22 protein-coding genes and 1 riboswitch are annotated in these 25,456 nt (G+C 37.1%); of the genes, 19 read left to right on the forward strand and 3 right to left on the reverse strand.

What is annotated here, in order from left to right; all coding sequences use genetic code 11:
• The first annotated feature begins 62 nt into the window (after positions 1-62).
• The 4 genes from DEU40_RS03770 to DEU40_RS03785 all read left to right on the forward strand — a co-directional run bounded on the left by DEU40_RS03770 (position 63) and on the right by DEU40_RS03785 (position 4,265).
• Positions 63-1,574, forward strand: a complete 1,512-nt coding sequence (locus DEU40_RS03770) for an OmpA family protein (RefSeq protein ID WP_110008580.1) — start codon at positions 63-65, stop codon at positions 1,572-1,574.
• Between the two features lie 96 nt (positions 1,575-1,670).
• Entirely contained in the window at positions 1,671-2,411 is a 741-nt protein-coding gene (locus tag DEU40_RS03775) for a YebC/PmpR family DNA-binding transcriptional regulator (protein ID WP_110008581.1), read from the forward strand.
• A 57-nt stretch (positions 2,412-2,468) separates the two neighbouring features.
• Entirely contained in the window at positions 2,469-3,293 is an 825-nt protein-coding gene (locus DEU40_RS03780; protein WP_110008582.1) for a UDP-2,3-diacylglucosamine diphosphatase, read from the forward strand.
• The gene (locus tag DEU40_RS03785; protein ID WP_110008583.1) at positions 3,294-4,265 is read left to right on the forward strand and encodes a glycosyltransferase family protein; all 972 of its coding nucleotides are present in this window, start codon (positions 3,294-3,296) and stop codon (positions 4,263-4,265) included.
• Here the strand turns inward: DEU40_RS03785 and DEU40_RS03790 are convergent.
• The gene (locus DEU40_RS03790) at positions 4,254-4,544 is read right to left on the reverse strand and encodes a GNAT family N-acetyltransferase (protein WP_110008584.1); all 291 of its coding nucleotides are present in this window, start codon (positions 4,542-4,544) and stop codon (positions 4,254-4,256) included. The genes DEU40_RS03785 and DEU40_RS03790 overlap by 12 nt on opposite strands.
• Positions 4,545-4,705: 161 nt before the next feature.
• Positions 4,706-5,455: an RDD family protein gene (locus tag DEU40_RS03795; protein ID WP_110008585.1), complete on the reverse strand. Its 750-nt coding sequence runs from the start codon at positions 5,453-5,455 to the stop codon at positions 4,706-4,708.
• 28 nt (positions 5,456-5,483) lie between these two features.
• Here DEU40_RS03795 and DEU40_RS03800 point away from each other — a divergent pair, with 28 nt between their 5' ends.
• The 9 genes from DEU40_RS03800 (at position 5,484) to DEU40_RS03840 (ending at position 13,792) form a co-directional block, all read left to right on the forward strand.
• Positions 5,484-6,467 carry a stage II sporulation protein M gene (locus tag DEU40_RS03800; protein WP_110008586.1) on the forward strand — a complete coding sequence of 328 codons (984 nt, stop codon included), beginning with the start codon at positions 5,484-5,486 and terminating at the stop codon, positions 6,465-6,467.
• Positions 6,451-7,413 carry a DUF4013 domain-containing protein gene (locus DEU40_RS03805; RefSeq protein WP_110008587.1) on the forward strand — a complete coding sequence of 321 codons (963 nt, stop codon included), beginning with the start codon at positions 6,451-6,453 and terminating at the stop codon, positions 7,411-7,413. Before DEU40_RS03800 ends, DEU40_RS03805 begins: the two co-directional genes overlap by 17 nt.
• Complete coding sequence (locus DEU40_RS03810) at positions 7,406-8,197, forward strand: DUF4129 domain-containing protein (protein ID WP_110008588.1); 792 nt, start codon at positions 7,406-7,408, stop codon at positions 8,195-8,197. The genes DEU40_RS03805 and DEU40_RS03810 overlap by 8 nt, the downstream gene beginning before the upstream one ends.
• Before the next feature lie 11 nt (positions 8,198-8,208).
• Positions 8,209-9,366: a hypothetical protein gene (locus DEU40_RS03815; protein ID WP_110008589.1), complete on the forward strand. Its 1,158-nt coding sequence runs from the start codon at positions 8,209-8,211 to the stop codon at positions 9,364-9,366.
• 94 nt (positions 9,367-9,460) lie between these two features.
• The gene (locus DEU40_RS03820) at positions 9,461-10,492 is read left to right on the forward strand and encodes an AAA family ATPase (protein WP_110008625.1); all 1,032 of its coding nucleotides are present in this window, start codon (positions 9,461-9,463) and stop codon (positions 10,490-10,492) included.
• 79 nt (positions 10,493-10,571) lie between these two features.
• Entirely contained in the window at positions 10,572-10,922 is a 351-nt protein-coding gene (locus DEU40_RS03825; protein WP_110008590.1) for a four helix bundle protein, read from the forward strand.
• Positions 10,923-11,006: 84 nt separating this feature from the next.
• Complete coding sequence (locus tag DEU40_RS03830; protein WP_110008591.1) at positions 11,007-12,329, forward strand: DUF58 domain-containing protein; 1,323 nt, start codon at positions 11,007-11,009, stop codon at positions 12,327-12,329.
• A 29-nt stretch (positions 12,330-12,358) separates the two neighbouring features.
• The gene (locus DEU40_RS03835; RefSeq protein WP_110008592.1) at positions 12,359-13,297 is read left to right on the forward strand and encodes a proline dehydrogenase family protein; all 939 of its coding nucleotides are present in this window, start codon (positions 12,359-12,361) and stop codon (positions 13,295-13,297) included.
• 75 nt (positions 13,298-13,372) lie between these two features.
• Positions 13,373-13,792: an OsmC family protein gene (locus tag DEU40_RS03840; protein ID WP_110008593.1), complete on the forward strand. Its 420-nt coding sequence runs from the start codon at positions 13,373-13,375 to the stop codon at positions 13,790-13,792.
• Between the two features lie 76 nt (positions 13,793-13,868).
• On the opposite strand, the gene DEU40_RS03845 is transcribed toward DEU40_RS03840, so the two are convergent.
• Entirely contained in the window at positions 13,869-16,484 is a 2,616-nt protein-coding gene (locus DEU40_RS03845) for an MGH1-like glycoside hydrolase domain-containing protein (protein WP_110008594.1), read from the reverse strand.
• Positions 16,485-16,672: 188 nt separating this feature from the next.
• Positions 16,673-16,779: riboswitch (SAM riboswitch) on the forward strand.
• A gap of 61 nt (positions 16,780-16,840) precedes the next feature.
• Between DEU40_RS03845 and DEU40_RS03850 the strand changes: the two genes are divergently transcribed.
• The 6 genes from DEU40_RS03850 (at position 16,841) to metH (ending at position 25,450) form a co-directional block, all read left to right on the forward strand.
• Positions 16,841-17,779, forward strand: a complete 939-nt coding sequence (locus tag DEU40_RS03850; RefSeq protein WP_110008595.1) for an alpha/beta fold hydrolase — start codon at positions 16,841-16,843, stop codon at positions 17,777-17,779.
• A gap of 5 nt (positions 17,780-17,784) precedes the next feature.
• The gene (locus DEU40_RS03855) at positions 17,785-19,323 is read left to right on the forward strand and encodes an ACT domain-containing protein (RefSeq protein ID WP_110008596.1); all 1,539 of its coding nucleotides are present in this window, start codon (positions 17,785-17,787) and stop codon (positions 19,321-19,323) included.
• Between the two features lie 80 nt (positions 19,324-19,403).
• Positions 19,404-20,564 (forward strand): O-succinylhomoserine sulfhydrylase, encoded by a 1,161-nt coding sequence (locus DEU40_RS03860; protein ID WP_110008597.1) that lies wholly within the window; start codon positions 19,404-19,406, stop codon positions 20,562-20,564.
• Between the two features lie 38 nt (positions 20,565-20,602).
• The gene (locus DEU40_RS03865) at positions 20,603-21,613 is read left to right on the forward strand and encodes a homocysteine S-methyltransferase family protein (protein ID WP_110008598.1); all 1,011 of its coding nucleotides are present in this window, start codon (positions 20,603-20,605) and stop codon (positions 21,611-21,613) included.
• Between the two features lie 83 nt (positions 21,614-21,696).
• Positions 21,697-22,788, forward strand: coding sequence for a fatty acid desaturase family protein (locus DEU40_RS03870; RefSeq protein WP_110008599.1), 1,092 nt, complete (start codon positions 21,697-21,699; stop codon positions 22,786-22,788).
• Position 22,789: 1 nt separating this feature from the next.
• A complete protein-coding gene (gene metH, locus DEU40_RS03875) occupies positions 22,790-25,450 on the forward strand; it encodes a methionine synthase (protein ID WP_110008600.1) in 2,661 nt (886 codons plus the stop codon).
• Positions 25,451-25,456: the final 6 nt, after the last annotated feature.

Genomic DNA, 25,456 nt, shown 5'->3' on the forward strand with positions numbered 1-25,456 from the left:
CTTTGTATATAAAGAAAAATTATATTTATTTTGCATTATCAATTATTTAATCATTTAATTCTATGAAAAATCTAAAATTAGGAATTTCAGCATTGGCGCTTACTGTTGCCTCTACTGTTTTCGCACAGACTACCAACAATCCGTGGTTAATCGGAGTTGGTGCTCATGCTGAAAACCACGTAGCAGCAAGAAGTAACTTCAGTAATACGTTCTCTGCTAACAATTTGACAAAAAGTATGTTCAATGTGAACAACTTTTCTATTACACCTCCACTATCTAAGTTAACAGTTGCTAGAAACGTTGGTAAAGGTTTAGTAATTGACTGGCAAACTTCTGTTGGAAATGTTGAAAACAAAAGATTCAACATGGGGAAAGAATTTTTCCTAATGACAGGTCTTGGTTTCCAGGCTCACGCTGCAGGTCTTTTATGGAACGAAGAATCTTGGTTTGATCCATATTTAAGAGTTGGTGCTAACTACTTAAGACATGACTATACAGCTCTTACTTTCCCTAGAACATCTGTTGATGATAACGGTAACCCAATCGAAACTGTAACAAATGGTAAGGATGGTAACGAAAACGGTAAAGCTAACCACTTTACTGTAGCTACAGGTGCTGGTGCTAACTTCTGGGTAACTAAGAACTTCGGTCTTGGTGTTCAGGGAGATTATGTATCAACTCCAGGTGACAAATCTACTGTTGCTAACTTCTGGCAAGCTTCTGCTTCCATCTTATTCAGATTCGGAAACAGAGACAGAGATAAGGATGGTATCCTAGATAAAGATGACCTTTGTCCAGATACTCCAGGTTTACCAGAATTCCAAGGATGTCCTGATACTGACGGTGACGGAGTTCCAGATAAAGACGATCAATGTCCAGAAGTGGCTGGTCCGGTTGAAAACAACGGATGCCCTTGGCCAGATACTGACGGTGATGGTGTAATCGACAAAGATGACGCTTGTCCTACAGTAGCAGGTCCTGCTGAAAACAACGGTTGTCCTTGGCCAGATACAGACGGTGACGGTATCTTAGATAAAGATGATGCTTGTCCTACTGTTCCAGGTCTTCCAGAATACAACGGATGTCCTAAACCAAAAGAAGTAACAGCTACTGATGTTGAGAAAAACCTTAAGAGTGTATACTTCGATTTCAACAAAGCTACAATCAAGCCTGAATCTAAAGGAGCTTTAGATACTGCTGCTGAAATCATTAAGAAAGACGGAGGTAGATTCCTATTAGTTGGTGAAACTGACAAAAAAGGAAGCGATGCTTACAACTTGAAATTATCTAAAGAAAGAGCTGCTTCTGTAGTTGCTGCTTTAGATGCAAGAGGTGTAGATATCAACGCATTAAAATCAGTTGGTATTGGTGAGCAAAATGCTAAAGTTGCAGAATCTGCTTCTGATGCTGAAAGACAAGCTGATAGAAAAGTAACTGTTAGATACATTGGTGATGACAGTGAGTGGAACAAATATCAGAAATCTGATGTTGTAGCTCCAGCGAAAAAAGCTACTAAAAAAGCTACTAAAAAAGCTCCAGCTAAGAAAAAAGCTGCTGCTAAAAAGAAAAAATAATTAATTTTTCTAAATAATGAATACCTCCAATTTGATTGGAGGTATTTTTTTTTTTGTTGACTTTTGAGTAATTTTGTTGGAAATTTAAAAATTAAAATGGGAAGAGCATTTGAATATAGAAAAGCTTCTAAAATGGCCAGATGGGACAAGATGGCCAAAACATTCTCTAAAATAGGAAAAGATATCGCACTGGCTGTAAAAGCTGGAGGAACAGATCCTGAATCTAATCCTGCCTTGAGAAGATGTATCCAAAACGCAAAAGGGGCTAACATGCCTAAGGATAATGTTGAAAGAGCAATTAAAAAGGCAAGCGGTGCAGATGCAGAAAACTATGAAGAGATCACTTATGAAGGTTACGGACAAGGTGGTGTTGCTTTTTTTGTAGAATGTACTACAAACAATACTACAAGAACGGTAGCCAATGTAAGAGCTATCTTCAATAAGTTTGATGGTAACCTTGGTAAGAACGGGGAATTGGCATTTATCTTCGACAGAAAAGGTATTTTCACTATAGATTTGGCTCAGATCAAAATGGATTGGGATGATTTTGAAATGGAAATGATTGACGGAGGAGCAGAAGATGTAGAAAAAGATGAAGAAGAAGTAATGATTACCACTGCTTTTGAAGATTTTGGTTCTTTATCTCACAAATTGGATGCGCTTGGAATTGAAGCAAAAAGTGCAGAACTTCAGAGAATTCCAAATAATACGAAAGAAGTGAACGCAGAACAGTTCAAAGCGAATATGAAAATGCTTGAGCGTTTCGAAGAAGATGATGACGTGCAAAACGTTTACCACAACATGGAAATCACAGAAGAGCAGATGAACTCTCTATAAAAAATAATATAGCATTCATATACAGTTAATTTTCAATTAGTTTCTTTGTACAAAACTATGAAAAGAAACGTTGAATTAGTTGTTATATCGGATGTTCATTTGGGAACTTATGGATGTAAGGCTAAAGAATTGCTAAGATATCTCAATTCTATCCAGCCTAAAACTTTAGTTTTAAACGGTGATATTATCGATATCTGGCAGTTTAAAAAGTCTTACTTCCCTAAACCTCATTTGAAGGTAATCAGAAAGATTCTTTCACTGGCTACCAAAAACACAGATGTCTATTACATTACAGGCAATCATGATGAAATGTTCCGTAAGTTCACAGATTTTGAACTGGGAAAACTTAAAGTCTGTAACAAGATCTGTCTGAATATCGATCAGAAAAAAACCTGGATTTTTCACGGGGATGTTTTCGATGCATCCGTCCAGCATTCCAAATGGATCGCCAAACTCGGCGGAAAAGGTTATGATCTCCTTATTATTATCAATAATGTTGTAAATTGGTTCCTGGAAAAAATGGGTAAAGAGAAATACTCATTTTCCAAAAAGATCAAAAACAATGTGAAAAAAGCGGTAAAATATATCGGGGATTTTGAATTGACAGCTTCAGAGCTGGCCATTGATAACCAATATGATTATGTGGTATGCGGGCATATTCACCAGCCACAGATCCGCGAGGTTGTTAATAAAAAAGGATCCTGTACTTACCTGAATTCCGGTGACTGGATAGAAAATCTTTCTGCTTTGGAATATCATGATAAACAATGGAAGATTTTTTATTATGATGAACATAAACATTTACTGAAAGATGATGAAGCAGAAGAAATCCCGGAGATGGATAATTCTGATCTTTTAAAAATTGTAACTAATTTTTCCTAAATGAAGATTCTGTATGCATTCCAGGGTACCGGAAACGGGCATATTGCCAGGGCACAGGAAATTATCCCTCTTCTCAAAAAGCATGCGTCTGTGGATACCTTGATCAGTGGTCATCAATCGCAATTGAAGGCTGATTTTGACATTAACTTTCAATACAGAGGTATTTCCCTTCTTTATAATAAAACAGGAGGCTTATCTTACAGAAAAACATTTACCGAAAATAAATTCTTTGAAGCAGCTAAAACAATCAGAGAACTAGAACTGTCACAGTATGATTTAATTATTAATGATTATGAACCTCTGACAGGCTGGGCTTCCAAACTTAAAAAGCTACCGTTGATAGAACTCAGCCATCAGGCTTCCATGAGTTTTCCTGAAACACCCAAACCCAAGGAAAAAGATTTTCTGGGAGAAATGATTTTAAAATATTACGTTCCCAGTGAAAGGAAAATAGGATTTCATTTTGAAAATTACCATCCACAGATCAAAAAACCTGTCATCAGGAGAAAGATCAGAAACCTTAATCCTTACAAACAGGGATATTATCTTGTTTACCTGCCTAGTTTTGCAGATGAGAATATCATCAAGGTTTTAAGAAAAATTCCTGTGGAGTGGAAAGTTTTTTCAAAATACAGCAAAGTACAGGTGAAAATAAAAAATGTAGAAGTCTTTCCCATTGATGAAAACCAGTACCTGAAATATTTTGAAGGCTGTGACGGAATTTTGTGCAATGCAGGTTTTGAAACCCCGGCAGAAGCACTATTTATGGATAAGAAACTATTTGTGATTCCTATCCACAATCAATATGAGCAGGAATGCAATGCATGTGCTCTGGATAAAATGGGAATTCCCAATTCCAAGGTATTAAATCTTCAGGAAATTATGGAATGGGTAGCATCAGATCATCATCTGAAAGTGGATTATCCGGATGATATTGAAGATATCCTGGTAAACGAGGTTTTAATTCTTTAGAAAAATATCGTCCACATCACTCATTTTCATCATCACAGACCTTGCATACGAACAGTGCGGATATACCTTCCAGTTATTTTCTCTGGCAAATCTGATTGCTTCTTCGACTAAAAATTTTCCCATTCCTCTGCCTTCAAATTCGGGATGTACCAATACAAAAGAAATAATAAATTTATGATCTTCAGGGAAAATAGTGTAGGTAAGCCTTCCGACTTCTTTTATTTCGTTATTTAAAGTGATAACTCCGCCGTTCCCGGATTTATTGTTTTCAAATTTCATGATTCTTGACTTTATTTTATAGATACAAAAATTGAACCGAGCTTTGCATAAGCAATAAGCAATAAGCAATAAGCAATAAGCAATAAGTCTTGCTGTCAATCTGGCTCAACATTTTTCAAGTTGACCATTCACTTGCGAAGCAAAATTGACCATTGACCTACCTAATTATCTTTCCCCGTATAATAATTATAATCTTTGATAATTACACCAATGAACTGTCTCTCCGTCATTTTAGTGGGATCTATTTCCAGTTTCAGAATGCTTTTGATTTTTTCGGATAGTTTACTGATGATCTGGCGGTCATCTGCTTTCAATGCTTTGGTATAATTGTCTTTGATAATTCTCATATCATTATCACTCAAAGCAATCACCTGAGGGAAAGAGGGAATATAATTTTCATGGATATTCTCCAGAATGGTATGGGAGATATTAATATTGTTCTTTAAAGAAATAACAGCTGTTCCGGAAGCGATATCACCCAAACGCTGATTGTTTTTAGAAACAATCATAGAAATAAGTCCTACTACTCCGGCAAATGAAATATCTACAATTCTGAAAACCCACCGGATCATATAATCTGCGAAACTGGCCTGGTAGCCGTCAATTTTCACCACTTTTATTTTCATGAGTCTTTTACCGGGAGTCTGGCCTTCCATCAAACTTTCCAATACAAGAGGATAAACGTAAACAGGAAAAGTAAGGACAAGATATACCGCACGTATCGACCAGCCGTCAAGACCATCCAGAAGATATCCCAAATCAAGAATATTGAAGAACAGATACAGGATAGCAACTACATAAGCAATCCTGATCAGAAGATCAATAATGAAGGCAAGCATCCTTTCTCCTACACCTGCAACAGTAAAATTAATATTTACATTTTGTGAGGTATTTATCGCAATTTGAGACATATTTTTTATTATTTTAGCCTTAATAATTATGAGAGAAGTTTATTTCATTAAACAAAATAAAGAAAAATGGTTGGGAATCGAACAGGTTATTCAAGGGAAAATTAAAAAAAATCCTGATGACCTGTCTTCATTGTATATAAACCTGATCAATGACCTTTCTTTTGCCCAGACTTATTATCCCAAAAGCAATACTACCGTTTATCTGAACCATTTATCTGCCCAGATTTTTCAGAAGATTTATAAAACAAAAAGGGTAGAGGAGAACAGGCTGGTTTATTTTTTCAAAACCGAAGTTCCGCTGCTGATGTATCAGTATCGGAGATATCTGATGTATGCCTTCCTCTTTTTCATTTTATTTACATCAATAGGAGTGCTTTCCGCCATTTATGATAAGAACTTTGTGAATATTATACTGGGCGAAGAGTATGTGAATGAAACGATCGAAAATATTAAAAATAATAATGCGGTAGGCGTTTATCAGAGCGGAAGCACCTGGGGAAGTACAATCGGGATCATTTTTAATAATATTCAGGTTGGAGCAAAGTTGTATATTTACGGTATTGCCGGAGGAGTGGGAACATTGTTTGCACTGCTCTCCAACAGTGTGATGCTGGGAGCTTTTCAATATTTTTTCTATGATTATGGAGCATTGAAAGACAGTGCAAGGGGAATATGGCTTCACGGAGTCTTTGAAATTTTTGCCATGGTTGTGGAAGCAATGTGCGGATTGATTCTGGGAGCTTCTATCTTATTTCCGAGAACGTTTTCAAGATTTAATTCATTTAAAAAAGGATTTAAAGATTCATTTAAAATATTTTTGAGTACGGTTCCTTTCACTATTTGTGCAGGGATTATAGAAGGATATGTCACCAGACATGCATTGAAGATGCCTTTAATTTTGAACCTTATCATCATTTTTGGCTCACTGGCAATTATTGGATACTACTATTTTGTGTATCCGTCTGTTGTTTACAAAAAAACTAATAAACACATCAATGATACAATTTTATAAAAAAAGAGACTTCGGAACTTTTATCAGTGATAGTTTCAATTTTTTCAAATTATACGGGAAGAATTATTTTAAAAACTATATTCTGATCAACGGCTTGCTTTTGATCTTAATGGTAACTGTTGTTATTTTCGGATATAAGGAACTGTTTTCACAGATATTCGGATCTAATCTTGGAGGTGAAACCTATTATTTTGAACAGTATTTTTCAGAAAATTCCGGAATGCTGATCACAGTAGGATTACTGACTTTCCTGCTTTTCATGGTCCTGATGATTGTCAATTATCTGTATCCTGTTTTTTATTTAAAAAGAATTGCACAGGGAGCAGAAAAAATAAAGACTGATGAAATTCTCGGCGACTTTAAAAACAATGCCGGAAGAATTGGAAAACTATGTCTGGGAATGATCTTTATCGTTACTCCGGCAATCTTATTTGTAGTAGGTTTTTCTTATATCCTGGTTCTTATCATTATCGGTTTCTTCCTTATCCTGCTTCTTTATCCAACGATATTTAATTTTACTACATTTCTGATGTATGATTATTTTAATTCGGACCGAGGGTTCTGGGGAAGCTTGAGCTATGCTTTGCGTTCTCAGTTTTCTTATCCCAATGGAAGTGAAAAATCACCGTTCTGGAAATATTGGGGAGCTGCATTTGTGATGTTTATTATCATGTACATTATAACGTCTATCTTTACGTTTATTCCGATGATGTTTTTTTACGGATCACTGCTTACCTCTACACCGGACGGAAATTTTGAACAGAATCCTTTTACCGGAACTGCCGGAATCATTTTTTTTGTATTCTATGGAGTTTCTATGTTACTTTCATTTTTTCTTTCCAACCTTATGTATGTGAATGCGGGATTAATGTATTATGACAGCAGAACAGATCTTCACCAGAAAGTTGAATTGGCAGAAATAGACACGATTGGAATCAATGAATAAAACTCTTTTTTTCATACTGCTTTTCTTTTCTCCCGGGCTGGTTCATGCTCAGGATAACCCTCCTGCTTCTGATGATCTGGTAGATTCATTGTACACAACCGGGCATTACAGAAATATGCTGCGTGCAGATTCTGTACTGATGAAATATCCGGTATCGGAAAATGAAGTGTACCCGAAAACATTTAAAGAGAATATTCCGTCAAGATACAAAGGAAATGAGTTTGATTATTCCGTTTCAAAGCCGAGAGAATCTTTCTTTCAAAAGCTGATGCGTAAGATCAATCAGATTATACAGGGGATCTTTGGAGATACGGCACTCACGAAGTCGGCAGAACTTACTACTGTTCTTATCAGGCTGTTTGCTATTATTCTTGTTGGATTTCTGCTTTATTTCATCATCAGATATATCATGGGAAAAGACGGGAATTTTATTTTTGGTAAAAAGAATAAAAAACTGGATCTTAATGTGCAGGAACTTCATGAGAATATCCATGAAATTAATTTTCCTGAAAGTATCGCGAAATTTGAACTTGCAGGGGATTACCGTTCAGCAGTCCGTTATCAGTTCCTGTTTATTCTTAAAAAGCTGAGTGATAAAAAACTGATCACCTGGAATCCGGAAAAAACCAATAAAGATTATACTGCAGAGTTAAAAGCGGCCCACCTGAAGAATGACTTTTCTGATCTGTCCTATATTTTTGATTATGTCTGGTACGGAGAATTCAGTATTGATGAAGAGAACTACCGGAAATTTAAAAATCAATATCAGGCCTTTAAACCATAACAATAATAACCATGAATAAAACTTTCAAAACATATGCTGTAATTTTCGTCATTGTGATGATTATTCTGGCATTGCTTGAAGTTAACAAAAAAGAAACGACAGACTGGCGGAAGAATTTTGATATCAACGAAAAATCTCCGTTCGGGTTGTTTGTTTTCAATAAAGAAGCCAACAATCTTTTTAAAAATAAGCTGAAGAAGATTGAGCAGGTTCCTTACGAATATTACAGCCAGCACAAAAAACAGGCTCACAATATTGTAGTCATTGAAAATAATCTTGACAGAGAGTCCTGGCATAAAATTCTGACTCAGATATCCGAAGGTTCAGACGCATTTCTGATGGTAACCCGTATGCCTAAAGAAATTTCAGACAGTATTGGATACTACGATTCTGAAATTTCTTTTGAAGAAGAAAATGTCCTGAAACTTACCGATAAAAAATTTCAGAATGATTTTATTAAGCTGGATAAATTCCCGTCGGGCAGAGGATTCTCATTCATAAAACCGGGAGTGGAAGTACTGGGAAAAACGGTAGAGAAAAAGAATACAGATCAGGCTAATTTTATTAAGGTGAAGTTTGGCAAAGGATATATTTATGCTCATACCGAACCTCTTTTCCTGACGAATTATTATCTTCTGAAACCCGGAAATGTAAAATATGCTCAAGACGTATTTTCATATCTTCAGGATAGGGAAACCCTTTGGTTTGTCTCAAACAAAAGCTATGAATCACGCTTTTTTATGAGATTTATATTGTCAAATCCGGCTCTAAAATATGCATGGTGGGTATTTTTAGGAGGGCTTATTCTTTTTATCTTCTTTAATGCAAAAAGGAAACAGAGGATAGTCCCAGTAACAGAACCATTGAGAAATACTTCCCTGGATTTTGTGAAAAGCATTGGAAATCTGTATCTTCAGGAAGGCGATTTCCATGATATGATGGCCAAGAAAGCTCAATATTTCCTGAACAAGGTAAGAATGGATCTGTTGATAGACACCCGGAATTTAGATGAAGAATTCGCGAAAAAATTACAGTTGAAAACCGGGAAAACCATGGAAATGATCAATGAAGCTATGGTACTTATCAAAAAAGCCCAGGATCCTTACGCGAGCGTAATGAAAGAAGACCTTACAAGGATCAATAAGGTCCTTGGTGAAATACTTAAATAATATAACAATAGAAATAACCTAACAATGTAGATTTGCTCAATGCTGTCACCATTCAAAGAGATACATTGTTAGAATGATAAATAAAAATTTTATTATGGAAAACCTGGATAACCCCAACATAGAAACCCCAAGCTCTATTAATCTTAATAAGCAGGAAGAGCAGTTTCAGTCGAGAATTGATATGATTGAACTTCGTGCAAGTTTGGAAAAAGTAAAATCTGAGATCGGAAAAGTGATCGTAGGGCAGGAGAAAATGATTGAACATCTTTTGGCAGCTTTGCTTTCAAACGGACATGTTTTGATTGAAGGTGTTCCGGGAGTGGCAAAAACAATCACTGCAAAACTATTAGCCAAAACCATTGACGTAGGTTTCAGCAGAATTCAGTTTACACCGGATCTTATGCCTTCCGATATTTTGGGAACATCCGTTTTCAATGTGAAAAACTCAGAATTTGAATTTAAAAAAGGACCTATCTTCTCCAATTTCATCCTGATTGATGAAATCAACAGATCGCCGGCAAAAACGCAGTCTGCATTATTTGAAGTCATGGAAGAAAGGCAGATCACGATGGACGGTACACGATATACCCTTGAGGAACCTTTCCTGGTGATCGCTACACAAAACCCTATTGAACATGAAGGAACGTACAGGCTTCCGGAAGCGCAGCTGGACCGTTTTTTATTCAAAATCAATGTAGGATATCCTGATCTTGAGCAGGAAATTGCGATCATTAAAAATCAGCACGAAAGCAAAAAAGAAGATAAAACAGAAGGAATCAACCGCGTGATCACAGCTGAACAATTGAAAAACTACCAGCATCTGGTAAAAGAAATTATTGTTGAAAGCCAGCTGATGGAATATATTGCTAAAATTATCATCAATACCAGAGAAAACCAATTCTTATATCTTGGAGCTTCACCACGAGCTTCATTGGCACTTCTTACGGCATCAAAGTCATTTGCCGCTTTAAGAGGTAGAGACTTTGTGACTCCTGAAGATATTAAAGAAGCAAGCTACGCCGTATTAAGACACAGAGTCATCGTATCTCCGGAAAGAGAAATGGAAGGTCTTACCGCAGATGAAATTATCCGTCAGATTTTAGAAGGAATAGAAATACCGAGATAGAACAATAGGTAGTAGATGGTAGGTAGCCGGTAGCAGTTGATTGTGAGTGAATGTTTAAATATTTACAAAATTATTATGTATGGCAAATTTTAAAGAACTTTTAGTCTGGCAGAGATCTATTGATTTTGTTACTGAAATCTACAGAACTACAGAAGTTTTTCCTAAGGATGAGATTTATGGCTTGCCATCACAAATCAGAAGGGCTGCTGTTTCTATACCCTCCAATATTGCAGAGGGAAACTCCAGGAGAAGCAAACCTGATTACGTACAATTTTTAAAAATATCAAGAGGCAGTTGTGCAGAAGTAGAAACACAATTAATTATTTCAAAAAATCTCAAATTTTTAAATGAAAATGAGCATTTAAAATTAAATGAAAAGATTATAGAAATATCCAAAATGTTGAACGGACTCATTAACTCATTACAATAATACAACTGTAAGACCTATGGTGCGTTCACATAATCCTCAAAACCTGTAACCTGCAACCTATCATCTGCAACCTGCCACCTACCAATGAAAAACTTATACATCAATACACGTTTCTTTTTTGCACTCATCGGAGTGGGGATTCTGTATGTCCTTGCATTTTTCTTTCCGGTGCTGATGTGGGTAGCCCATATCACACTCCTGATTTGTTTTTTGGCAGCAATGGTAGATTTTCTGTTGATTTTTAATCAGAAGAATGCATTGCAGGTTCAAAGGATTCTGCCGGAAAAATTGTCTAATGGAGATGAGAATTTTGTAAAAATTGATATCAAAAATAATTACAACTTTACCATAGCCACTAAAATTATTGATGAAATCCCGTTCCAATTTCAGAAAAGAGATTTTCTGATCGAAAAGCAGATTGCTTCCGGAGGAAATACATTTTTTCAATATTCATTAGAACCTAAAGAAAGGGGAGAATATCATTTCGGAGGTTTGAATGTGTACGCATCATCACCAATAGGACTGATTTCAAAAAGATTTATTTTCCAGAAAGATGCGATGCTTCCTGCCTATCCCTCTTTTATTCATCTCCGAAAATATGAACTGATGGCTATTCAGAGTGAATTTTTATTAGGTGGAATCAAGAAAGTCAGAAAGCTTGGACACACCATGGAATTTGAGCAGATCAAAGAATATGTACCCGGAGATGATATCAGAACGATCAACTGGAAAGCAACTTCGAAAACAAATCGTTTAATGGTTAATCAGTTTCAGGATGAAAAATCACAGCGTATTTTTATGCTGATTGATAAAGGACGAACCATGAAAATGCCTTTCAATGGATTAAGCCTGCTGGATTATTCCATAAATGCAACCATGGCGCTGTCTCATATTATTTTGAGAAAAGGAGACAGAGCCGGAATGATGACCTTTTCCAAAAAAGCCGAAAATAAAATTGCTGCTGACAATAAATCCGGACAGCTGAAGAAAATTTCCGAGGCACTTTATAATATTAAAACAGATTTCTTCGAAAGTGATTTCAACAGATTATATCAGGATGTAAAATATTCCATCAACCAAAGAAGTTTAATTCTGCTTTTTACCAATTTTGAAACGTTAGACGGACTAAACCGACAGCTGAAATATCTTCGCGGAATTGCAAAAAATCATTTGCTGGTCGTGGTATTCTTTAAAAATTCAGAACTGCAGACGCTGATCAACAAAAATCCTGAAAGTATGCAGGAAATTTATGACGAGATCATTGCAGAAAAATTTGAGTTTGAGAAGAAACTGATCATCCAGGAACTCCGGAAATATGGAATCTATACCGTTTATACACTTCCGGAAAATTTGAATATCGATGTTATCAATAAATATCTGGAGATAAAAGCGAGAGGAATTTTATAAAATATGTAAATACAAATCACAAAAAATAAATGGAACTAAAAGAAAAAGCAGGTGCTCTGTTGAAAATAGCAGCATTAAATGAAGGGGCAAAAGAATATATTCTTAACAATCCTGAGCTCTTTAAACTCCTGCTTAAAGCAGCTAAAAGATATATAGGAGGCGAAAAAATGGAGGAAGCTATTGCTACTGCTAAAAGAATTAATGCTAAAGGAATTCCCACTTCATTAGAGTTTATGGGAGAAAGTACCCGTTCAGTGAAAGAGTCAGAAGCGGTAACTCAACATTTCCTTCGTTTGATTAATAATGTGAAAGAAGAGAATATTAATTCTATTGTTTCTTTGGATTTATCACATATCGGACTTGCAATTGACAAAGATATCACTTATAGTAATTTAGTATTGTTAGCGGAATCAGCTTATAAAAAAGATATTGAAATAGTGATTAGTGCAGAAGGAGTTGAAAGAACTGATGATATTATTAATACCTATTGTAAAATATCAAACGATTTTTCAAATGTGGGGATTACACTTCAGGCTTATTTAAATCGTACTCCAAAAGACCTTGAACGGATATTGGCTGAAACACAAGGAAAAATAAGAATTGTAAAAGGAGCTTTTGCTGTTCCTCCGGGACATGCTGTAGAAAGAGGAAAACATTTAGACGATTTATATATTAAATATATTGAAACTCTTTTCACTAATAACAGAAAATGTTCAATAGCTACCCATCATAATATCATTCAAAATAGAGTTAAAGAACTTATTGAACAATATGATATTCCAAAATCTAAGTATGAATTTGAAATGTTACTGGGAATACAGGAAGACCTGTTGAATGAAATCCATAAAGAAGGTTACCCGTGCAGGCAGTATATTGTGTATGGTGATGAATGGTATCTGTACATGTGTAACCGAATTGCAGAAAATCCCGATAATGTTTTTCAGGCTATGGTTGATATCATGTCTTAGCCTCAGGTTTAATCCACAAAGTTTTTTATATTTGAACAAGAATATAAAAAGAATTCTGAATTATAAATTCTTACAATGAAAATTACACTCAACAGAATAAACGACGATTTTTTATTTGAATGTACCAATGCTCAGGGAAATTCTATTCTTTTAGATAATACTTCCCAGCCGGGAGCCAAAGGAGTTTCCCCAATGGAAAGTGTACTGATGGCTGTAGCAGGCTGCAGCGGAATTGATGTGGTGTCTATTCTGAAGAAGCAACGTCAGGAAATTAAAAGCTTTCAGGCAGAGGTAGAAGGAGAGAGAGTACAGGTAGAAGATGCAAAACCTTTTAAATCAATTAAAGTTAAATTCCTTCTGGAAGGAGAAATTGATCCTAAAAAAGCATTAAAGGCTGCAGAACTTTCTTTTGAAAAATACTGCTCTGTATCAAAAACGTTAGAACCGAATGTGGAAATCGGATACGAAGTATTTGTGAACGGAGAAAAAATTTAATCTCTTATATAAAACAGGAAAAGCCGGATGTTTCATCCGGCTTTTATATTACTCATTACCAACTACTCATTGCTTATTAAAAGGTGAGCCTTGGTTTTATCAGTTTTGCTACAGTGGCTGTCCATCCTGTCTGGTGAGAAGCACCCACACCACGGCCGTTATCACCATGGAAATACTCAAAGAAGGTAATGTAATCTCTGAAATGTTCATCATAATTGAACTTTGGATTCCCTCCATTGAACGCTCTTTGGCCATGTTCATCCTTTAAAAATATTGAGCAGAGTCTTTTGCTGATATTCTGGGCTACTTCATCAAGGTTTCTTTTATCGCCGCTGCCTGTTGGAAGTTCTACTTTCAGACTGTTTCCATAATAATAATGGAAGCGCTGCAGGCTTTCCACAATCAGGAAATTGATCGGAAACCAGATGGGGCCGCGCCAGTTGCTGTTTCCGCCAAACATCCGGCTGTCACTTTCGGCAGGTGTATAGTAGACCATATTTTCCGTTCCGTGCACAGAAAAGACAAAGGGATTTTCTTCATATACCTTAGACATGGCGCGGATTCCGTAAGAACTCAGGAACTCGTTTTCATCAAGCATTCTGGTCAGAACTTTTGTCAGTCTGTTTTTACGAAGTATGCTCATCAGGTGTTTTCGTCCGTGTCCTTCCTCGTCCCAATGGGAAACGAGTTTGGTAAGCTCCGGTTTATTTTTTAAGATCCACTCCATTCGGGTTCTGAAGTTCGGCATCTTTTCCAGTAAGCGGTGGTCTACAATTTCAACAGCAAACATTGGGATCAAACCAACAATACTTCTTAACCTCAAAGAAACACTGTCTCCGTTTCCAAGCTGCAATACATCATAGAAAAATCCATCTTCTTCATTCCAAAGCCCTTTTGTGCCTTCGCCAAGATTTTCCATAGCCTCAGCGATGTAAAGATAATGTTCAAAAAACTTGATGGCCATATCTTCATACACCTGGTAATATTGGGCAAGTTCCATCGCAATACGCATCATATTCAATGCATACATGGCCATCCAGCTGGTTCCGTCTGCCTGTTCGAGGTGCTGGCCATCCTTTAAAACCATGTTACGGTCAAAAGCTCCGATATTATCGAGACCCAGGAAACCTCCACCGAAAATATTTTTTCCGTTTTTATCCTTTCGGTTCACCCACCACGTGAAATTGAGCAGGAGTTTCTGGAATACTTTTTCTAAGAATAATAAATCCGGCTTTCCGTTATTTTTTTCATCAATTTTAAAAACACGGAAACAAGACCATGCGTGCACCGGCGGATTCACATCACTCATATTCCACTCATAGGCAGGAAGCTGTCCGTTAGGATGCATATACCATTCTTTCGTAAGCAGCAAAAGCTGCCCTTTGGCAAACTCTGCATCGATGATGGAAAACGGAACACAGTGAAACGCCAGATCCCATGTGGCATACCATGGATACTCCCATTTATCGGGCATAGAAATAATATCCTTATTATGGAGATGATTCCATTCCGTATTTCTTACATATTCGTTGAAATTTCTTGGGGCTTCAAAGTTGGGATCACCTTTCAGCCATTTTCCGATATTATAATGATAAAACTGTTTGTTCCAGAGAAGTCCTGCAAAAGCCTGTCTCTGTACATTTCTCTCATCTTCGTTAACGGTATCGCTCTGAATTTCCTGATAAAACTCTTCAGCTTCAGCCTGCCGGGTATTGAAAATTTCATCAAAGTTTTCAAAAGGCTCATCGGCTTCATCCGGGCACAATCTGAATTCAAAAACCTTTGATTCTCCGGCTCCGATAAGCTCATCAATCAGAAAAGAAGCCTTTGTTCCTCTTTTTTCGGGATTTACCGTATCCGTTTGATGGATAATATAATTATTGATTCCGTCTTTGAAATAGGTGTTTTCAACTGCAGGAGCTCCGTAAAGCTTAGAAGTATTGGTTTCATTATCACAAAATACACTTTGTGCATTTGAATTTCTGGAATACAGCTTCTTTATCGAAATACTGTCGTGGGCAATATTGATACTTCCGTCATGAGAAGCATTAAGTTCTGCCTTATAGGTGTTGTATCCCCATTTCCAGTTATTTCTGAACCATGCTGTAGGTGCCACCACGATAGGTGCCTCATGCTGGCTTCGGTTACAGACTGTCACCCTGGCCAGAATATCATTGTGATCGGCTTTACAATATTCTATGAAAATATCAAAATATTCATCATTATCAAAAATCCCGGTGTCGAAAAGCTCATACTCAGGTTCCTTTTTGCTGCGTTTTCCATTTTCAGCAAGAATGTCATCATAAGGAAACTCATTGATCGGGTACTTGTACAGCATTTTCATATAGCTGTGGGTAGGCGTATTATCCAGGTAATAAAAGATTTCTTTGATGTCTTCCCCATGGTTTCCCTGAGGATTGCTCAGGCCAAAGAACCGTTCTTTTACCATTTTATCTTTCTTGTTCCAGAATGAAAAAGCAAAACATAAAAGCTGCTTTACATCGGAAATTCCGGCAATGCCTTCTTCACCCCAGCGGTAGGCATAGCTTTCGGCATTATTATGATTGGTGAAATTCCAGGCATTCCCGTTCGGGCTATAATCTTCACGTACATTTCCCCACTGCCGGTTGCTTACATAAGGTCCCCAGTTTTTCCATTTGGTATCTTGTAATCTATCTTTTTCGGCGGTCATATGGCATCATTTTTCAATACGAAGTTAGTTTTTTTGAGAAGTAATTCCAATTTTTTTCATCTGAACAATTATTAATATGGTCTTGGAATACTTGTATTTAAGGGCTTTTTTAAATATTAAAATAATTTTTTTTTGAAATTAAAAGAAAAGAACTACCTTTGCACCATTCGTTCATTCAAATATTGAAAATGTTATCAAGAAAGGTTGAGGGATTAGACCCTATGAAACCTTAGCAACCCTTTGCGCAAGCAAAGAAGGTGCTACGTTCTACCAAATAATTTTGGACAGATAACTCACTGAAGTTCTTTTTCAGCCATTTCCTGTGGCATTTTCAATTGTATTAAAATTTAATAGAATTGAAAACAGAACTAAACTATATTAATCTTACGTATCAAACTCATTCCCAAAAGGAATACCATATCCCGTTGAGCTATCAGCTCTTTGGGAAAGATCTGTTTACAGCCCCTGTTATCTTAATCAACCATGCTCTCACCGGAAACTCAAATGTATCCGGAGAAAAAGGCTGGTGGAAACAGCTGGTAGGGAAAAATCAGATTGTTGATACCGATCAGTATACCGTTCTGTGCTTCAATATACCAGGAAACGGATATGACGATTTTTTAATTGAAGATTATGAAGACTTTACTCCTTCAGATATCGCTGCGATATTTCTGAAAGGGCTTGAAGTTTTACAGATCAAAAATTTATATGCCATTATAGGAGGCTCTCTGGGAGGAGGTATTGCCTGGGAAATGCTTGCCCAGCAGCCGGATCTTGCTGAGATTTTTATTCCTATTGCCTGCGATTACAGAACGCACGACTGGCTTCATGCACAGTGTCTGGTTCAGAAATTTTTATTAAATGATAAGGAAGAACCATTACAGAAAGCAAGAATTCATGCCATGTTGTGCTACAGAACACCGCAGTCGCTCAATGACAGATTTCAAAACCAATATAACCAGGACAAACAACGCCTGGAATCAGAAGACTGGCTGGTTTATCATGGTAATGCGCTAAACGAAAGATTTAGTTTGAAAGCGTACAAACTGATGAATCATCTCTTAATGAATATAAATGCTGCTGATACAGCACTGGAGAACATTCAGGCACGAATGCACATGATCTCCGTAGATACAGACTTATTCTTCCCGGCTTCTGAAATCCGAATGTGTTTTGAAAACTTAAAAGAGAAAAATAAGGATGTTTCTTATCACGAGATCCAATCTATACACGGGCATGATGCCTTCCTAATGGAATATCAACAATTAAATAATATCATTAAAAACATTTTATAGAAGTAATGAAAAATGCTAACGAAATAAAATTTTTGAAGAACAGATCAATCGTCAAATTTGAAGGAGAAGATTTCCTGGGAGAAATCGGGATTGACGGACGAATTTTTAAAGCGCTTACTTTGGCGCGTATCAGTGTAGGAGTAATCTCTCAGCAGGCCATAGAAAACGGAATTTCTATTCTGGTTCATGAAAATGATGCAGAAAAAGCAGTTGCCTGTCTTATTGATGAATTTGAGGCAGAAAGAAAATCAGGAAAAGTTTCTCAGATTTATAGTATCAATAATGTTTCTGTGATTGGTTTTGTTGCAGAAGATTTCAATAAAGTTTTTGCTGAGCTGGCAAGAAATAATGTTTTCCCGTTACTTTTAAATCAGGTGGCAGGAGAAAACAGAGTCAATATCGTAGTGACCTCTTCGCAGGATGAAAAAACAAGAAATATCATAGAATCTGAAATTTTCAAAAAGCCAAAGACCGTTCATCTGGCCATTATTGGTCACGGAAACGTAGGAAAAACCTTGATAGAACAGGTACTTGAATCTGCAGAAGAAATTAAAAAACGTAAAAAAATAGACCTTAAAGTAGTTGCGGTAGCCAATTCAAAGAAAATTGCCTTCAACAAAAAAGGGTTTGATGCCAATTGGGGAGATGAGGTTTTAACAGCTGAAAGACCGTCAAATGTTGAAGAACTGATTAATTTCTCCAACGAAAATCAACTGGAAAATCTGATCGTTGTGGATAACACAGCAAGCAAAGATTTTGTTAAAAACTATCATGCCCTGGCAGAAAACGGTTTCGATCTGGTTTCTTCCAACAAGATTTTCAATACCCTTCCGATAGAAGAATACAGAAAACTAAGATATACGTTGAATAAAAATAACAGACGTTACTTGTATGAAACCAATGTTGGGGCTGGATTACCTTTAATTGATACCATCAAATTACTGCACCTTTCAGGAGAAAATATCACAAGAATCAAAGGCGTATTCTCAGGAACATTGAGCTATGTGTTCAATAATTTTTCTTTGAGAGACGATAAATTTTCAACCATCATCAACGAAGCCTTGGAAAAAGGATACACCGAACCGGATCCGAGAGAAGACTTATCAGGAAATGATGTTGCAAGAAAACTATTGATCCTGGCGAGAGAATTAGACTTAATCAACGAGTTCGGAGATATCAATATTCAAAATCTTGTTCCGGAAAGTCTGCTTGAAGTTTCAAAATCAGAATTCCTTTCAAGACTGGAAGAACTGGACGAAGAATATCAGAAAATAAAAGAAAATCAGGAACCGGGACATGTATTGAGATATGTAGGTGATCTGCACGGAGATTTACAGAAAGATAAAGGTGAACTGGATGTAAAACTGGTTTCTGTTCCTGCAACTTCAGCATTGGGACAACTGAAAGGTTCAGACTCCATCTTTGAAATTTATACAGAAAGCTATGGTGAAAATCCAATCGTGATTATGGGAGCCGGAGCCGGAGCAAAGGTAACCGCAAGAGGAGTATTCGGAGATATTTTAAGAGTAAGTGAAACAAAATAATATTTAATATAACAGTTTGTCATTCTGAACATAGTGAAGAATCTCATTGATACACTGTTAAATTGACAAATTAAAACTATATGGAAAATTTTGAAACATCAGCAATAAGAACCCAGACGGAAAGAACTCAGTTTGATGAGCATTCTACGCCGCTCTATCTTACCTCCAGTTTTATATTTCAGGATGCGGAGGATATGAGAGCAAGCTTTGCAGAAGAAAAACCTAAAAATTTATACAGCCGTTTTTCCAATCCTAATGTAACAGAATTTACAGATAAGATCGCTAAAATGGAAGGTGCAGAAGCAGGATATGCTTTTGCAACAGGAATGGCAGCCATCTATTCAACATTTGCAGCTTTGTTAAATGCTGGGGATCATATTGTAAGCTGCCAGTCAGTATTCGGGTCTACCCACACTTTGTTTACCAAATATTTCCCGAAATGGAATATTGAAACCTCTTATTTCAAAGCAGAAGATGCAGCGAATGTGGAGCAATACATCAAACCTAATACAAAGATCTTATACCTTGAAACTCCTACCAATCCCGCTATTGAAATTCTTGATCTAGAGTTTTTCGGTCAGATCGCCAAAAAGCATAATCTTATATTTATTGTAGATAATTGTTTTGCAACACCTTATCTTCAGCAGCCCATCAAATATGGTGCAGATATTGTGGTACACTCAGCAACGAAACTGATTGACGGACAAGGAAGAGTTTTAGGAGGAATCGCAGTAGGAAAAGAAGACCTGATCAGAGAAATTTATCTTTTCGCAAGAAATACAGGGCCTGCATTGTCTCCTTTCAACGCCTGGGTATTATCAAAAAGTCTGGAAACATTGGCTATCCGTGTAGAAAAGCATTGTGAGAATGCCTTGAAGGTAGCGGAGTTTTTAGAAAGCCATCCTAATGTAGAATTGGTAAAATATCCATTCCTGAAATCCCATCCAAGCTATGAAGTAGCCAGAAAGCAGATGAAGCTCGGGGGAAATATCGTAGCCTTTGAAATAAAAGGAGGAATAGAAGGAGGAAGAAACTTTTTAGATAAGATACAAATGTGTTCATTGTCCGCCAACTTAGGTGATACAAGAACGATCGTTACGCATCCGGCTTCTACAACGCACTCCAAACTGTCAGACGAAGAAAGAAATGAAGTAGGTATTACTGCAGGACTGGTACGTTGTTCAGTAGGATTGGAAAATGTGGATGATATCATTGCAGATTTAAAACAAGCTTTGGATTAATCCAAATAGCAACTGGTTTTTAGCCAAAAAAGATAAAAATGAAAAATTCAGAACAATTATATAAAGCTTTATCCGAAAGAATTTTAATTCTTGACGGAGCGATGGGTACCATGCTTCAGAGATACAAATTCGAAGAAGAAGATTACCGTGGGGAGCGCTTCAAAGACTGGGAACATCCGGTAAAAGGAAACAATGACCTGCTTTCTCTGACACAGCCTCAGGCGATTGAAGAAGTTCACAAGAAATATCTGGAAGCCGGAGCAGACATCATTGAAACCAATACGTTCTCAGGAACTACGATTGCCATGGCAGATTATCATATGGAAGATCTGGTATACGACCTGAACTATGAGTCAGCAAAAATTGCCAGAAAAGCCTGTGACGAGTACACCGCAAAAAATCCGGACAAACCGAGATTTGTAGCAGGATCTATCGGACCTACAAACAGAACAGCAAGTTTAAGCCCTGATGTGAATGACCCGGGATACAGAGCCATCACCTTTGAAGAATTGAGAGTAGCATACAAACAGCAATGTGAAGCTTTGCTGGATGGAGGTTCAGATATTTTTCTGGTAGAAACCATCTTTGATACCTTGAATGCGAAAGCAGCTTTATTTGCGATTGATGAACTGCAGGATGAAAGAGGAATTAAGATTCCGATTATGGTTTCAGGAACTATTACAGATGCTTCAGGAAGAACATTGAGCGGACAGACCGCAGAAGCTTTTCTGATCTCAGTTTCCCACCTGAATTTACTAAGCGTAGGTTTCAACTGTGCATTGGGAGCAGATCAGCTGACTCCTTATCTTGAAACACTGGCTCATAATTCAGAATTCTATGTTTCAGCATACCCGAATGCCGGTTTACCAAATGCTTTCGGAAAATATGACGAAACTCCTGAGGACATGGCAAGACAGATTAAAGAATATGTAGAGAAAGGATTAATCAATATTATTGGAGGATGCTGCGGAACTACCCCTGAGCATATCAGGGCGATTGCAGATCTGGTGAAAGATTATCCGCCTAGAGAATTGAAAGAATTTGTCTGATTTGATAGATTTTTTTAATTAAAATCAAGAATGAAGGCTCGGTTATAAATATTATCTTTAAATAAACCACAAAATTTAATGTAATGGAAAAGCCGATTTACTTAAAAGATTCAGAAGATGTTAAGCTTTTTAATGAGTTGAGGAAGAAAGTAAACCAAAGGGTGGAAGGGATTTCTGAAAACAGAGATATCTACATTCAGATCAAAGCAGTCATCCTGCCATTGGTCTATATTGGTTTATATTTTCTCGCTGTTCTTAATGCCGAAAAGCATTGGATCTATATTCTGAGTTTTGTTTTAATGGGAATTTCTCTGGTTTTGATTTATTTAAACTTAATCCACGAAGCGGCCCATAATAACATTTATAAGAGTAAAAGACTCAATGGGCTGATTCTTCACATTTTTGATTTTATAGGAGCCAACTCCTATATCTGGAAAAAAAGACATATCGCAAGCCATCACGCCTATCCGAACGTAGATGGATGGGATACGGATATCGAGCAGAGCGGACTGCTTTTAATTGTACCGTGGATTAAAGCGAAAGGAGTACAGAAGTATCAGGACAAGTTTTTCTTTTTAGTCTATCCGTTGTATTTGTTCAACTGGATGTTTATAAGAGACTTCAGAGACTTTTTTGATAAAGAAAGGGTGATTTTAAAAACCCAGGGAAAGATACCCACCATTGAAAAAGTAAAAATGATAAGCTATAAGCTGTTCTATTTCTTTTATCAGATCGTTGTTCCTGTAGTGTTCTTTAAAGTATCAATAGGATTGGCTTTAGGAGCGTGGTTTTTACAGGTGATATCAGCAAGTATTTTTGCATTGTTTGTGTTACTGCCTTTGCATCCGCTTCCTGATAATGCCTTTCCAAAATTAAATAAAGAGAATGGTCTGCCGTTTAGCTGGCTTCGCCACCAGCTGGAAGTAACCAATGATCTCAAAGAAAATAACTGGTTTGTAAGAAATGTGTTGGGAAATTTCAATTTTCACGTTGCTCACCATCTGTTTCCCAATTACAGTTATATGTATTATAATGAAATTACAGAGGAGATTGAAGAATTTGCTAAAGAACATGGTTTAGCATACAAAAGATTTCCGCTGATTACAGCTTTAAGTAAGCATAGGGATTTATTGAAGCAGAATGCCAATAATGCCTACTATATTTTAGAAGAATAAAATGAAGTATTTAAGATTATCAGGCCTCGAGCCTCTTATCATAACCCCGGAAAGTAATTTCATCAACGTTGGTGAAAGAACAAATGTTGCCGGATCCAAAAAGTTTTTAAGACTGATTAAAGAGGAGAAATTCTCAGAAGCCTTAGATATTGCCCGCCATCAGGTAGAAGGAGGTGCCCAGATTCTGGATGTTAACTTTGATGATGGTTTGATTGATGGAAAAGCATCGATGATCAAATTCCTGAACTTAATTGCCTCTGAACCGGATATTGCAAGAATCCCGATTATGGTAGATTCTTCCAAATGGGAGATCCTTGAAGCAGGTCTTCAGGTAGCTCAGGGAAAATGTGTCGTGAATTCCATTAGCTTAAAAGAAGGCGAGGAAGAATTTATCAAACATGCCAAGGCCATCAAAAGGTATGGTGCAGCTGTCATTGTAATGGCATTTGATGAGGTAGGACAGGCAGACAGTTTTGAACGAAGAATTGAAATTTCAAAACGTTCCTATGATATTTTGGTGAACCAGATTGGCTTCCCCGCAGAAGATATCATTTTTGACTTAAATATCTTTCCGGTAGCAACTGGAATGGATGAGCACAGAAGAAATGCCATCGATTTTATTGAAGCGACACGCTGGGTAAGACAAAATCTTCCTTACGCATCCGTGAGTGGAGGCGTGAGTAATGTTTCTTTCTCCTTCCGTGGAAATGATACGGTGAGAGAAGCCATGCACTCTGTATTCCTGTACCATGCGATTCAGGCAGGAATGAACATTGGTATTGTAAATCCGGCTATGCTGGAGGTTTATGATGAAATCAATAAAGAATTGCTGGAGCTGGTAGAAGATGTCATCCTGGATAAAAGAGAAGATGCTACCGAAAGGCTTTTAGATTACTCTGAGAAACATAAATCGGTAAAAAAGGAAAAGACTGAAGACTTAGAGTGGAGAAATAATCCTCTACAGGAAAGGATTACCCATGCTTTGGTAAAAGGAATCGACCGTTTTATTGAAGAAGATGTAGAAGAAGCAAGGCTATTGGCCGAAAGACCCCTTCACGTCATCGAAGTGAACCTGATGACAGGTATGGGAGTGGTTGGAGATTTATTCGGAAGTGGAAAAATGTTCCTTCCACAGGTAGTAAAATCCGCAAGGGTAATGAAAAAGGCAGTAGCTTATTTACAGCCTTTCATTGAAGCAGAAAAAGACGGAACAAAACCTGCCAACGGAAAAATATTAATGGCAACCGTAAAAGGGGACGTTCATGATATCGGCAAAAACATTGTGAGTGTTGTTTTAGGTTGTAACAACTATGAAATTGTTGACCTTGGAGTAATGGTTCCCGCCGAAAAGATTATTCAGACTGCCATTGAAGAAAAAGTAGATGTTATTGGGCTAAGCGGACTGATTACCCCAAGTTTGGATGAAATGGTGTACATCGCTTCAGAATTAGAAAGACAAAATTTGGATTTCCCTCTATTAATCGGCGGTGCTACAACGTCAAAAGCACATACGGCCGTGAAAATCGATTTGAAATATAAAAATGCTGTCGTTCATGTGAATGATGCTTCAAGAGCGGTAAACGTTGTAAGCTCATTGCTGGGTGACAGAAATAAAGAATATGTTTCGGATTTAAAGAATGACTACTCTGATTTCAGAAAAAAATTTCTGAACAGACAGGTGGATAAAGATTATGTTTCAATCAAAGAAGCAAGGGAAAATCACTTTAAAATTGACTGGGAAAATGAAGAAATTTTCACACCGAATAATCTCGGAATAAAAGTAATTGAAAATCAGGATCTGAGAGAGCTTCTTCCTTTTATCGACTGGTCTCCGTTTTTCAGAAGCTGGGATCTCCACGGAAAATACCCGAATATTCTGGAAGATGAGGTGGTAGGAGCTCAAGCAAAAGAACTATTCAAAGATGCTCAGGTTATTTTGAATAGAATTCTGGATGAGAAACTGTTAACCGCAAAAGCCATCTTCGGAATCTTTAAAGCCAATTCCAATGAATCTGATGATATTTTGATTTTTGATGGAAATAATAATGAGCAGGCAAAATTTTTAACTCTAAGACAGCAGGCTCAGAGATCAAAAGGCAAAGATTATCTGGCGCTAAGTGATTTCATTGCTCCACAAAGTTCAGGAAAAACCGATTATGTGGGAGCATTCTGCGTAACCACCGGATTTGGTACCGATGAACTGTCTGCGGAATACGAAAAAGCCAATGATGATTACAATTCTATCATGGTCAAAGCTTTGGCAGACCGTTTTGCAGAAGCTTATGCCGAATTCTTACATAAAAAAGTCAGAACGGAATACTGGGGATACGCCAATCAGGAAAACTTAAGCAACGAAGAGCTTATTGCCGAAAAATATAAAGGAATCCGTCCGGCTCCGGGATATCCGGCTTGCCCGGACCATCTGGAAAAGAAAACCATCTGGGACCTTTTAAAAGTAGAAGAGAATACTGGGGTTTTCCTTACAGAAAGCCTTGCCATGTTCCCAACAGCATCTGTTTCCGGATATTATTTCGGAAGCCCGCATGCCAAATATTTCGGATTAGGTAAAATTACAGAAGACCAGCTTGAAGATTATGCAGCAAGAAGAGGTTGTAGCATCCAGGAAGCGAAAAAATGGTTGTCACCCAATTTAGCAGATTAACATTAA

It is taken from the genome of Chryseobacterium sp. AG844, from assembly GCF_003182335.1.
GTDB lineage: Bacteria > Bacteroidota > Bacteroidia > Flavobacteriales > Weeksellaceae > Chryseobacterium > Chryseobacterium cupriresistens.